At 72.6% G+C, this 12099-nt stretch carries 13 protein-coding genes; 6 read left to right on the forward strand and 7 right to left on the reverse strand.

The annotated features are described in order from the left end of the window. Window positions 1-290: 290 nt before the first annotated feature. Entirely contained in the window at window positions 291-701 is a 411-nt protein-coding gene (locus tag AAG827_RS20810) for a hypothetical protein (RefSeq protein WP_341928122.1), read from the reverse strand. Window positions 702-848: 147 nt separating this feature from the next. Then, window positions 849-1136 (reverse strand): YiaA/YiaB family inner membrane protein, encoded by a 288-nt coding sequence (locus AAG827_RS20815; RefSeq protein ID WP_091114458.1) that lies wholly within the window; start codon window positions 1134-1136, stop codon window positions 849-851. Window positions 1137-1236: 100 nt separating this feature from the next. Between AAG827_RS20815 and AAG827_RS20820 the strand changes: the two genes are divergently transcribed. Then, window positions 1237-2547, forward strand: a complete 1311-nt coding sequence (locus tag AAG827_RS20820) for a DUF2252 domain-containing protein (protein ID WP_341928123.1) — start codon at window positions 1237-1239, stop codon at window positions 2545-2547. Here AAG827_RS20820 and AAG827_RS20825 read toward each other — a convergent pair. From AAG827_RS20825 to galK, 3 genes are read right to left on the reverse strand one after another with little or no spacing between them, the layout of a single operon-like run. Continuing rightward, window positions 2534-3349, reverse strand: coding sequence for an aminoglycoside phosphotransferase family protein (locus AAG827_RS20825; protein ID WP_341928124.1), 816 nt, complete (start codon window positions 3347-3349; stop codon window positions 2534-2536). The two genes, AAG827_RS20820 and AAG827_RS20825, sit on opposite strands and share 14 nt — an antisense overlap. A gap of 3 nt (window positions 3350-3352) precedes the next feature. Further along, window positions 3353-4105 (reverse strand): nucleotidyltransferase domain-containing protein, encoded by a 753-nt coding sequence (locus AAG827_RS20830; protein WP_341928125.1) that lies wholly within the window; start codon window positions 4103-4105, stop codon window positions 3353-3355. Window positions 4106-4109: 4 nt separating this feature from the next. After that, window positions 4110-5222, reverse strand: a complete 1113-nt coding sequence (gene galK / locus AAG827_RS20835) for a galactokinase (RefSeq protein ID WP_341928126.1) — start codon at window positions 5220-5222, stop codon at window positions 4110-4112. A gap of 37 nt (window positions 5223-5259) precedes the next feature. Here galK and AAG827_RS20840 point away from each other — a divergent pair, with 37 nt between their 5' ends. The 4 genes from AAG827_RS20840 (at window position 5260) to AAG827_RS20855 (ending at window position 9919) form a co-directional block, all read left to right on the forward strand. Then, complete coding sequence (locus AAG827_RS20840) at window positions 5260-5625, forward strand: ankyrin repeat domain-containing protein (RefSeq protein ID WP_341928127.1); 366 nt, start codon at window positions 5260-5262, stop codon at window positions 5623-5625. Window positions 5626-5644: 19 nt separating this feature from the next. Continuing rightward, the gene (locus tag AAG827_RS20845; protein WP_341928128.1) at window positions 5645-7081 is read left to right on the forward strand and encodes a GuaB1 family IMP dehydrogenase-related protein; all 1437 of its coding nucleotides are present in this window, start codon (window positions 5645-5647) and stop codon (window positions 7079-7081) included. A 142-nt stretch (window positions 7082-7223) separates the two neighbouring features. Next, window positions 7224-8666, forward strand: coding sequence for a DUF1800 domain-containing protein (locus tag AAG827_RS20850; RefSeq protein WP_341928129.1), 1443 nt, complete (start codon window positions 7224-7226; stop codon window positions 8664-8666). Beyond that, window positions 8663-9919, forward strand: a complete 1257-nt coding sequence (locus AAG827_RS20855) for a DUF1501 domain-containing protein (RefSeq protein ID WP_341928130.1) — start codon at window positions 8663-8665, stop codon at window positions 9917-9919. Before AAG827_RS20850 ends, AAG827_RS20855 begins: the two co-directional genes overlap by 4 nt. Before the next feature lie 13 nt (window positions 9920-9932). Here AAG827_RS20855 and AAG827_RS20860 read toward each other — a convergent pair whose 3' ends face one another. Next, a complete protein-coding gene (locus AAG827_RS20860; protein ID WP_341928131.1) occupies window positions 9933-10517 on the reverse strand; it encodes a LysR family substrate-binding domain-containing protein in 585 nt (194 codons plus the stop codon). 92 nt (window positions 10518-10609) lie between these two features. Here AAG827_RS20860 and AAG827_RS20865 point away from each other — a divergent pair, with 92 nt between their 5' ends. Then, entirely contained in the window at window positions 10610-11578 is a 969-nt protein-coding gene (locus AAG827_RS20865; protein ID WP_341928132.1) for an NAD(P)H-binding protein, read from the forward strand. Window positions 11579-11629: 51 nt separating this feature from the next. Here AAG827_RS20865 and AAG827_RS20870 read toward each other — a convergent pair. Next, the coding region (locus tag AAG827_RS20870) for an isocitrate lyase/phosphoenolpyruvate mutase family protein (RefSeq protein ID WP_341928133.1) at window positions 11630-12099 on the reverse strand (470 nt) is incomplete at its 5' end.

Consider the following 12099-nt stretch of genomic DNA (forward strand, 5'->3'; position numbering starts at 1 on the left):
GTGGTGAACGGCAGCTTGGCGGTGCCGATCGCGGTGTCCTTGATCTTGCCGAGCGGGTTCTTGCGGGCCACGGGGGCTCCTTAGGTTCGTGGTCGGTGGGCAGCAGCAGCGGTGCCGCGTCTCCGGGCAAGTACCCGGCTGCGGCGTCCGCATGCCACGACGAGACAACCCTCACGCTGTCATGTCGGCGGTTGACGCCGTCGGGGACCCTCCGCCGGTCGTGGGTCGCTCACCGCGCTCCAGCGCTGCCTCCGGCACACGACTGCGACACACGACTCCCACGGCGGCGGTCAGGCTCCGACGTCGGAGCCAGGTGAGCCCTTGCGGACCGGGAGCTTGGCCCCGGGCGCGCTGGTCTTCCTCCGCGCGGTGCCAGCGCCGGGCGAGGGCTGCGGTGCGGGAGGGTGCGGCGGGATGTTCTTGGCGACCGTCCGGGGCGTGGGGCCACCGGCCGAGGCGTCGGCCGTGGTCTCGACAGGAGGATCGGCCGGGTGAGCCGTCGGGGCAGACGCGTCAGGCGTAAGCGTGGACACCGGCGACAGGGGCGGTTCGACCCGCGTGCGCACCGCGCCGACGACACGTGCGACGAGCGGCTGGGCCGCACGGGCGGCCTTGATGGCGGCCTTGGTGACGGTGGTGCGGCCGAGGGCCAGGACCCCGGTTGCGGCGGAGACGATGCGGTCGGTGGGTCGTGCTGCCACGGGATGCTCCCTCGTCGTGGGCCACCGGCCGAGCGCGACCGGTGCTGGGACGATTGAAGCAGGACCGAGCGCACGACGAGGGCGGGCGCGCCATCGAGGAGACGGCGCGCCCGCCCGGGGGGAGCAGAGGGGGGAGGAGACGGACGGTCAGGACACCGCGCGGAAGGGGTCGTGCTCGGCCAGGATCTTGTCGACGCGGGCCTGGTCGAGGCGGGACACGACGTACTGGTTCTCCTGGGAGTCACGCACGCACTTGGCGAGGGTGAAGGCGGAGGTGGTGAGGTACATCGTGCCGAGACCGAGGAAGGCGCGGATCCAGGGATCGACCGGCAGGTAGAGGACCGCCACGACCATGGTCAGGAGGGCGACACCGAAGGAGATGGCGGCCTGGGCGAAGAAGGCGTTGGTGTTCTTGGAGGGCGTCGGAGTGCTCATGGCCCCAGCCTGGTCCGCGGGGGTGACGCAGGGACCTGCCCTGCTACCCGACCGCACCTGAGTACGCGGCCTCAACCTGCCTCGTGGCAGGGTCGGAGCCATGACCGCCACCGACGAGCGTGCCGACCAGATCGTCGCCGTCCTCACCGACGCCTTCGCGCCGCTGATGGAGGCCGACCCCGCCGCCTTCCGCGTGAAGTTCCGCAAGATGGCCGCCGACCCCCACGCGTTCTACCGCGGCAGCGCCTGCCTCTTCTACGCCGACGTGACCGAGCAGGACGACCCCTACAGCGACGAGCGCAGCGGCCGGATCTGGGTCCACGGCGACCTGCACGTGGAGAACTTCGGCACCTACCTCAACTCCGACGGCCGGCTGGTCTTCGACATCAACGACTTCGACGAGGCCTACCTGGGGCGCTTCGTGTGGGACCTCCAGCGCTTCGCCGCCTCGCTGGCCCTCGTGGGCTGGCAGAAGGCCCTGCCGGAGGAGGACGTGGAGAAGCTGATCGGGCGCTACGTGCGCTCCTACCTCTCGCAGGTCGACGAGTACGTCGAGAGCGAGGAGGACGACTTCGCGCTCAACCTGGCCAACACCGAGGGTCCGATCCACCAGGCGCTGCTCCTGGCGCGCCATCAGCGTCGCTCCGACCTGCTGGAGGAGAACACCATCGAGGTCGACGGGGTGCGGATGTTCGCCGACGGCGGCGGCGTACGACGGCTCGGCAAGCGTGAGCGCGCCCAGGTGGTCAAGGCGTTCGAGGCCTACCTCGAGACGATCCCGGAGCGTCGACGCTCCGACCGGGACCTCTTCTACGAGCTGCGCGACGTGGTGGGCAAGTCCGGCTTCGGCATCGGCAGCGCCGGGCTGCCGGCCTACAACGTGCTGGTGGAGGGCTACAGCCAGGCGCTCGACAACGACGTGGTGCTCTCGATGAAGCAGGCCAACGTGCCGGCCGTGAGCCGGTTCATCGACTCCGCGGAGGTGGAGCGCTACTTCGACCACGAGGGCCACCGCACGGTGGTCAGCCAGCGGGCGCTGCAGGTGCACACGGACCCGATGCTCGGCTACACCGAGCTCGGCGGGGTGGGCTACGTCGTCGCGGAGGTGTCGCCCTACGAGGTCGACCTCGACTGGTCCAACCTGATCGAGCCCGACGAGATCGCGAAGGTCGTCGACCTGCTCGGTCGGGCGACCGCCAAGATCCACTGCGCCTCCGACGAGGACAGCGACCAGGACCTCGTCGACTTCCAGGTCGAGGAGGCGATCGCGGCCAGCGTGCAGGGTCGGCGACGGGAGTTCGTGCGGTGGGTGACCGACTTCGGGATGGCCTACGCGACCCAGGTGCGCGACGACCACGCGTCCTTCGTGGCGTCCTTCCGGGAGGGCCGGATCGGGATCACGTCGACCTGAGCAGGTCGAGCACCCGCATCGCCTGACGCTCGAGGGTGCCGGGTGGGTTGCGCGCGTCGGCGCGGTTGCCCGGCAGCAGCATCAGCAGCCAGAACGTCGCGAAGAGCCGGCGCGCGGACAGCACGCGGCGGTGCTGCGCGTCGCTGAGACCCAGTCGCTCCAGCAGGTCCTCTGGGCGCACGATGCCGCGCAGCCCGACCGACACGTGCTCGAGCAGGTCGGCCACCTCGTAGGCCGGGTCGCTGACCCCGGCGTCCTCGAAGTCGACCACCCGGCAGGTGTCGCCGTCCCACAGCAGGTTGGCAATGTTGCCGTCGCCGTGGGTGAACACCCGGTCCACCGGACCCCGGGCCAGCGCGTCCGCCTCGGGCCCGCCGAGCCACGCCAGCGCCGCGGCCAGCGCCTGCTCCACGACCGCGGGCACGGTGGGGTGCCCCTCGAGCGCCCAGACCCGCATCTCGGCGACGAAGCCGGCCTGGTCCGCGCGGCGCAGAGGCAGGCCGGTGAGCTCGTCCGCCGGGACGGCGCCGTGGAGTCGGCGCAGCGCGACGGCCAGGGCGTCGAGCTGGGCGTCGCTGACCGGAGCGGCACCCAGCGGCTGGCCAGGCACGCGCGACATCACGACCTCGGGCCGGCCGTCGCGCTCCCGCTGCTCCAGCGGCGCCGGCGCCAGCCCGGGTGCGTGCCGCTCCAGCAGCGCCAGCCCGTCCCACTCGCGGTCGGCCTCGTCGCCGTGGCGCAGGCGGAAGGTCTTGGTGACCCGGTCCGTCGCCAGGTCGAGGTCGTGCGTCGTCTGCCCCACCCGTCACGTCCGACCGGTGCGAGGGGCCGCCAACGCCTCGGCAGGTGCCTCGAGACGGAAGCCCGACCAGAGCCGACCCCCGACCAGGGCGAGCACGTCGTCAGCCACGGCGACCAGCGGAGCGGGATCGCCGGCCAACGCGGCCTGGAGGGAGTCGAGCAGCCGGGGGCCGAACGTCGTGCCGCAGGACTCGTCGTACGACGTGAGCTCGCGGGCCAGCCACGTGCCGGTGCCGCCCCAGTGGCCCTGCGACGACAGGAGCAGCTCGGCCGCGCTCCGCCAGGCCTCCACGGCGACCGCCGCGACCTCGAGGGGCTGCCCGCCTCCGGCGAGGTTGTCGAGCAGGTCGGTCAGCGTGTAGCGGGCGAGCGCGAGGGCGTCGCCGGTGAGGGCCGGGGGACCGGCCGCGACCACCGCGGCGCACTCGTCCCGGAGCGCGGCGCCGGCGTCGCCCTCGAGCAGGGGCACCCCGCTCGCGACGAGGCGGGCCATCGTGGGGCGTCGACGGGCGAGGTCCTGGGCGACGAACCAGCGGATCGACGCTTGCGTGTGGACGAACAGCTCGACCGGCCAGCCGTCGTGGGTGAGCGAGACCCGGTGGGGCTGTCCGTCGTCGAGCAGCACCGTCACGTCGAGGTCGGAGGTGGCGGTCGCGCGCCCCTGCACGACCGAGCCGGCGAGCCACGCCTGGCGGGCGCCGGGCACGTGCGTCGCGACGACGGCGCGGGCCGTGACGAACGGGTCGGGGCGGGTCACGGCCTCACTCCTGGACGACCTGGGCGGGTCCGCTGGGCACGGCGTCGAGGTGCTGCACGGGCCTGAGACCGGCCGCCACGAAGGCGAGGTCGACGGCCCGGACGACCGCGTCGGCACGCTCGGCCGGCACGAGGACGATGGCGGAGCCGCCGAACCCTCCTCCGGTCATGCGCGCACCGAGTGCGCCCGCCTGGAGAGCCGTGTCGACGACCAGGTCGAGCTCCTCGCAGGACACCTCGAAGTCGTCACGCAGCGAGACGTGGGAGGCGTTCATCAACGACCCGAGTCGGGTCCAGTCCTGGTCGGCGAGCGCCACGACCGCGGCCTCGACCCGGGCGTTCTCGCTCACCACGTGACGGGCGCGGGCGCGCTCGCGGAGGTGCTCGACACGGTCGAGGTCCTCGAGCGTCGCCTCGCGCAGGGACTCCAGCCCCAGGGCCTCCGCCGCTGCCTCGCAGTCGGCGCGTCGGGCGGCGTAGCCACCGTCGACCAGCGCGTGCGAGACCCGGGTGTCGACGACCAGGAGGCGCAGCCCGGCCTCGTCCCAGCCGAGGGGCACGTCGCGGGTGGAGCCGTCGCGGAAGTCGATGAGCAGCGCCGACCCGGCGTTGGCGAGCAGCGAGACGGTCTGGTCGAGCCCACCCGTGGGGGCGCCGGCGACCTCGCTCTCGGCGCGCCGGCACACCTCGACCAGGGTGCTGCGCAGGGCCGGTGTGAGGTCGTGGCCCAGGAGCCCGGCGACCGCGGCTGCGACCGCGCACTCCAGCGCCGCCGAGCTCGACAGCCCGGCACCCATCGGCACGGTGCTGTCCACGACGAGGTCGACGCCGGGGACCTCCCAGCCCGACTCCTGGAGCGCCCACAGCACGCCGACGGCGTACGACGCCCATCCCTCGACCTGCCCGGGCCCGACGCCGTCGAGGGTCCCGGTCCAGGGCTCGCCCTGCTGCGCGCTGCGCACGCTGACCCCACGGTCGTCGCGGACGGTGACCCGGACCGTCGTGGCGTAGGAGAGGGCCAGCGGCAGGCACAGGCCCGCGTTGTAGTCGGTGTGCTCGCCGATCAGGTTCACGCGGCCCGGTGCCGTGCCCGTGGCGGTCCTGGTGCGGGTGGTCATCGGGCAACCCTAGAGAACGCCTTGAGAGGATGCGGGGATGGACCCGGAGCTCGTCGACCTCGCGCACCAGATGCTCGACCTCGCCCGTCAGGGGGAGAGCGAGCGGCTCGTCGCCTACGTCGAGGCAGGCGTGCCGGCGGACCTCACCGACGCGTCCGGCAACACGCTGCTGATGCTCGGTGCCTATCACGGCCACGTCGAGGTCGTGCGGGCGCTGGCCGCGCTGGGCGCCGACGTCGACCGGCTCAACGACCGGGGCCAGTCGCCCCTGGCCGGAGCGTTCTTCAAGGGCGAGGACGAGGTCGTGGCGGCGCTCCGGGCAGCCGGGGCCGACCTCGACGCCGGCTCCCCGAGCGCGCGCGAGACCGCGGCCTTCTTCGAGCGGGAGCTGGGCGAGGACTGACGCGACATAGGGTCGACCCGTGCGTTTCCTCCACGACCAGACCCCCGCCCACGACCTGACCTACGACGACGTCTTCATGGTGCCGCGCCACAGCGCGATCGGGAGCCGCTACGACGTGGACCTCGCGACGTCCGACGGCACCGGTGCGACGCTGCCGCTGGTGGTCGCCAACATGACCGCGATCGCGGGCAAGCGGATGGCCGAGACGGTCGCGCGGCGCGGCGGGCTCGTGGTGATCCCGCAGGACATCCCGATCCCCGTGGTCGCGAAGGTCATCGCCGACGTCAAGAGCCGCCACCTCGTCTTCGACACCCCGATCGAGCTGACCCGCCACCAGACCGTGGCCGAGGCGCTCTCGCTGATCCCGAAGCGCTCGCACCGGGCGGCCGTCGTGGTGGACCAGGGACGCCCCGTGGGCGTCGTCGCGGAGTCCGACTGCGCCGACGTCGACCGCTTCGCCCAGGTCGAGCACGTCATGAACCCCCACCCCGTCCTGATCTCCGCGGACACGGACCCGCGCGACGCCTTCGACGCGATCGACCGGTCCCGGTCGTCGCTGGCCGTGGCGGTGCACGCCGACGGCACGCTGGCCGGGGTGCTCACCCGCACCGGAGCTCTGCGGGCAACGCTCTACACGCCTGCCGTCGACGCCTCCGGCGGGCTGCGGGTCGCGGCGGCCGTGGGCGTCAACGGCGACGTTGCGCAGAAGGCCGCGGACCTCCTGGCCGCCGGGGCGGACTGCCTCGTCGTGGACACCGCCCACGGTCACCAGGACCGCATGGTCGACGCGCTGCGTGCCGTGCGCTCCCTGGACCCGACGGTGCCCGTCGTCGCCGGCAACGTCGTCTCCGCCGAGGGCACACGGGCGCTGGTCGAGGCGGGCGCCGACATCGTCAAGGTGGGCGTCGGTCCCGGCGCCATGTGCACCACGCGGATGATGACCGGGGTGGGTCGACCGCAGTTCTCCGCCGTCCTCGAGTGCGCCGACGCCGCCCGCGATCTCGGCAAGCACGTCTGGGCCGACGGGGGAGTGCGTCACCCCCGCGACGTCGCGCTCGCCCTCGCCGCCGGTGCCTCGTCCGTGATGGTCGGGTCGTGGTTCGCCGGCACCCACGAGTCGCCGGGCGACCTCCTGACCGACTCGCAGGGTCGCTCCTACAAGGTCTCCTTCGGGATGGCCTCGGCCCGCGCGGTCGCCAACCGCACGTCCACCGAGTCCGCCTACGACCGGGCCCGCAAGGGGCTCTACGAGGAGGGCATCTCGTCCTCGCGGATGTACCTCGACCGCGACCGCCCCGGCGTCGAGGACCTCATCGACCAGATCTGCTCCGGTGTCCGCTCCGCGGCGACGTACGCCGGCGCGACGACGCTCGCCGAGCTGCACGAGCGTGCCGTGGTCGGCGTCCAGTCCGCGGCCGGCTTCCACGAGGGACGTCCGCTCGCCACGTCCTGGTGAGGCGCGCACGTGGTGGTCGCCGCGAGATCCCTGACGCAGGAGCCCGATCCCGATAGTCTCCTCGCGGGGGAGGGAAGCCCCGTCGGATCCACCAGCGCTCGGCCTCGCACGGCCGGGCGCCCCACCATCTCGAGAGGTGACCGTGCGCTTCCCTGACGCGCTCCCTGAGGCGACGCGCCACCTGGCCGACCGGTTCAGCTACGGCGTGGACCCCGGCCTGGTGGCCGATGTCCGGGCGCACGGCGGGCGAGAGGGCTGGTGGCGAGCCCAGCTGACGAGGTCGGACCCCCAGTCGCTGTCCGCCGCGCAGGTGCCGACCTGGTTCCCCCTGTTGCGCAACCCACCTGCCCTCACTGCGCTGCTGGCGAGCCGGGGAGTGCGCAGCAGCTGGGTCGTGGGCCAGGAGCTGATCGCCCAGACCTTCGCCCGGCGCATCCTCAGCAGGCACCAGGTGCACGAGACCATGGTGGACTTCTGGGGCAACCTGCTCTACGTCCCCGCGAGCGAGAGTCGCTCCTTCGCCTGGCGTGTGGACTACGACGAGCAGGTCCTGCGCCGTCACGCACTCGGGACCTACCGCGACCTGTTGAAGGCAGCGGTCGTCCATCCGTCCATGGCGGGCTTCCTGACCAACGACCTCAACCGCAAGGGTGCGATCAACGAGAACCTCGGCCGTGAGCTCCTCGAGCTGCACACCGTGGGCAGACGCTACTCGGAGCGTGACGTCCGGCACGCCTCGCGCATGCTCACGGGCTTCCAGGTGGACGTGCTCACGAGCTTCGAGGCGCGCTACGTGCCGGCTCGGCACGACACCGGCACCGTGCGGGTGCTCGGCTTCAGCGATCCCAACCGCGATCCGGACGGACGCGCGGCTCTCGGACGGATGCTCGGCTACCTGGCGGAACACCCCGCCACCGCCCGCCGGATCGCACACCGGCTCTGCGTGCGGTTCGTCAGCGACGATCCGCCCGACTCGATCGTCAGATCTGTCGCGCGTGCCTACCTTCGCAGCGGCACCGACATCCGGGCCACGCTCGGCGCACTGGTGCGCCACCCCGAGTTCCAGCGCGCCAAGCACGCCAAGGCCTGGAACCCCAGCGACGACGTGGTCCACACGGCTCGCGTCATGGGGCTGACGCCCACCGGAGCTCTCACCTCCGGCGCGTTCCTCTACCGACTCATCGAGGCCGCGGAGGACATGGGGCAGGTGTCGCTGCGCTGGCCACGGCCCGACGGCTGGCCCGAGACGTCCGACAACTACCTGTCCGCGTCGCGGCTGCTCCGCTCCTGGCGGCACCATCTCGACCTCGCTGGCACGCGCGGGGATCTGCTCCAGGGGGTGACCGTGGCGAGCAAGTCCTCGCAGCTGCCGACCGCGTGGCCGCGGACCCTCGGCGAGCTCGTCGATCACCAGTCCCAGCGGCTCGTCGGCAGACCGGCATCCGCGCTGCTCGTCCGTGCTGTTGCGGCAGCCGTCGGCAAGCCGACCTCCTTCCGATACGCCGGACCCGATGCCGTGCCCGAGGTGGACTACCGCCTCCTGCGCGGCACCGTCCTCAACTCTCCGTCAGGACTCGAGCGATGACCTCAGGCACAGCCGACGGTTGCGGTTGCCGCGACTACGACCTCACCCGACGATCCCTGCTGAGAGGCGCCGGTGTCGCTGGTGCGGCCGGCATCGCGACGTCGATGGTCGGTGACGTGCTCACGGCCTCCGTCTTCGGGGCCGAGCCCCGCGGCAACGTGCTGCTGGTCCTCTCCCAGCGCGGTGGGGTGGACGGGTTGTCGATGGTGGTCCCACACGCCGACAGCGCCTACTACTCGGCCCGGCCCTCGACGGCCGTGCCGGTGGGTCGGCTCCTTCATCGTGACGCGACCTTCGGTCTCCACCCGTCCTTCGCGCCGCTCTCGCCGATGTGGCGCAGCGGACGGTTCGCCGCCATCCACGCCGTCGGGTTGCCGGCACCCAACCGCAGTCACTTCGAGGCGATGGAGGAGCTCGAGGACGCCGACCCCGGCAGCCGTGATCGCGTCGGCTGGCTGAACCGCCTCATCGGAGCCCTGCGGCAGGACGACCTCTTCGAGGGTGTCGCGGTCGGCTCCAACGTGGTGCCCACGTCGCTCATCGGTCCGGCCGACAGCCTGGCCCTCTCCACACCGCGGTCCCTGGGGACGCCGTACGCCGGCACGGCGCTGGGGGCGGCGGTCAAGCGCGGCCTCACCGAGATGTACGGCGGCGGCGGACGTCCCGTGCAGGAGGCCGGCCGCGAGGCGCTGGCCCTGGCACGTCGTGGTGGGCGCTTCAGCGAGGAGTCGGCACGTGGACCTCGAAACGGCGCGTCCTACCCGGGCTCACCCCTGGGGACGTCGCTGCGTGACGCTGCGTCGTTGATCAGGTCAGGGCTCGGGGTGCGTGCGATCGCCGTCGACTCCGGTGGCTGGGACCACCATGTCAACGTGACGGGGCTGATGACCTCGGGGATCGGCGACCTCGCAGGGTCGCTGGCGGCGTTCTTCGAGGACCTCGGGCCGGAGTCGGCGCGGGTGACCGTGGTGACGGTGAGCGAGTTCGGTCGTCGGCTGGCCGAGAACGGCGCCGGTGGTGTGGACCACGGCTACGGCAACGCCGTGCTGGTCCTCGGGGCCGGGGTCCGCGGTGGGAGGTACTACGCCAGGTGGCCCACGCTGTCGCCCGGCAAGCAGGTGGAGGGCGACCTGGCCGTCACGACCGACTACCGCCACGTGCTGGCGGAGATCGTGCGCGCCCGCTTCCCCTCGGTCGACACCGCGAGCGTCTTCCCATCGGCCGGCTACCGGCGCACGGGCTTCATGCGCTGAACCCCGGTCGCGATCAGCGCGAGGAGCGCTCCGTGCGACCGCGGACGATGCCGATGAAGGTCTGGACCCGCTCGTCGTCGTTGTCCATGAGCCACGCAAGACCGACCTTGGTCGGGGGCAGGTCGACGACGGGGCGCGAGACGACGTCCTTGCGCTGGTGCAGCCGGGCCACCGACATCGGCACGAGCAGCACGCCGGTGCCGGAGGCCACGACATCCACGGCGTCCTTGACCGACATCGGCGGCCACGCGAGCTGATCGGCGGACGGAACCCAGCCGGAGGCGTGGGGCAGCACCAGCTGCTCGTCGGCGAGGTCGTCCAGGCTCACCTCGTCGGCGGCCGAGACGAGGTGCTCGTGGCCGGCGACGACGACGGGGACCTCGTCGTACAGCGGGATGCAGTGCAGGCCGTCGCGGTCGATCGGCAACCGGACCAGGCAGACGTCCAGGTCGCCGCTGCGCAGCCCCTCCTCCTGCTCGTCCTGGGTCACGGGGACCAGCTGGAGCGGCAGGCGCCGGTGGCGCTCGCGCCACGTGCCGGCCCACTTGTCGGGGGTGGCGCCGGTGACGAAGCCGACGCGGAAGGCAGGAGAGTCCACCGCCCGAGTATGGAGCAGTAGGTCGCGCTGGCTACCGTCGAGCCCGACAGGGCGGGGGTCGTCCCCGTCAGGACACGACGAGGGGTGGGGACATGCGGGTGCTCGTGACGGGCGCGACCGGCTATGTCGGGTCGCGGCTGGTGCCGGCCCTCCTGGCGGCCGGTCACGACGTGGTCGTCGGTGCGCGCGACACCGACGCGATCGACCGCTTCGCCTGGGCGGACCAGGTCGAGCGCCGGTTCTTCGACGTCGAGGACACCGTCTCGGTCCACCTGGGCGTGCGTGACCTCGACGCCGTGTTCTACCTGGTGCACTCCATGGGAGCGGGGGAGTTCCTCAAGCGCGACCGGGAGGCCGCCCACTACGTCGCCGCCGCGTGCGAGTACGCCGGCGTGGGGCGCATCGTCTACCTCTCCGGGCTGGTCCCTCCGGGACGGCTGTCGGACCACCTGCGCTCGCGTCAGGAGGTCGAGCAGGTCCTCCTCGACTCCGAGGTCCCCACGACGGTGCTCCGCGCCGCGATGGTGATCGGTGCCGGCTCGACGTCGTTCGAGCTGATGCGCCGGGTGAGCGAGCGGCTGCCCTTCACCCCGGTGCCGGTGTGGATGCAGCGCGACATCCAGCCCGTCGCCGTGGAGGACGTGGTGCACCTGCTGGTGCGCTCACTGGAGGGCGAGCCCCGCAACCGCCCCTACGACGTGGGGGGCGATGAGGTGCTGACCTACCGCGAGCTGCTCGACCGCTTCGCGGACGTCGCCGGGCTGGAGCGGGTCCAGCTGCTGGTGCCGATCGCCCCGACCAGCCTGGTCGGCGAGGCGGTGGCCTTCGTCTCGGGCGTCCCGCGGACCACCGTGCGCGCGCTGGTCAGGAGCCTGTCGCACGACATGGTCTGCCGCGAGGACGACGTCAGGACCGATCTCGCGTCGGGGCACACCTTCCTCGGGATCGACGAGGCCATCAGGCGCTCGCTCGCCGGGCAGACCCAGGCCACGGAGGCCGGCGGCGACGTCCAGGGCGAGGCCTCGAGCGACCCGGAATGGGTCGGGACGACCCTCGGCTGATCGAGCCGAGGGCCGCCCCTGGTGCAGCGTGTGGTGCCGTGCTGCGACCGATCAGTTGAGGATGCGCATGTCCTCGGGGACACCGCCGCCGTCGTGGACCGACTCGACGAGCTTGGCGAGCGCGGTCAGCGCGACGTTCTGCGACATCGGACCGTAGGAGACCCGGGCCACGCCGAGCTCCTGGAGGCGAGCCAGGGACGGGATGCCGGGGATGCCGATGAGGGTCAGCCGCTGAGGGCCGAGGGCGTCGACGAGAGCGGTGACCTGCTCCTCGTCGAGGCGGCCGGGGACGAACACGACCGGAGCGCCGGCGTCGAGGAAGGCCTTGCCGCGCTCGATCGCGTCGGCGAGCACCTCGGCGGGGTCGCGGTCGCCGGCCTTGACGAAGGCGTCGGTGCGGGCGTTGAGCACGAAGTCGGGCACCCCGGCTGCGGCTGCCGCCTTCATGACGGCCTCGACCTGGGCGGCCGCCTCGGCCAGCGGCTTCATCTGGTCCTCGAGGTTGGCGCCGACGACGCCCA

Origin of the sequence: Nocardioides psychrotolerans (assembly GCF_943371775.1) — a bacterium.
Taxonomy (GTDB): Bacteria; Actinomycetota; Actinomycetes; order Propionibacteriales; family Nocardioidaceae; genus Nocardioides; species Nocardioides psychrotolerans_A.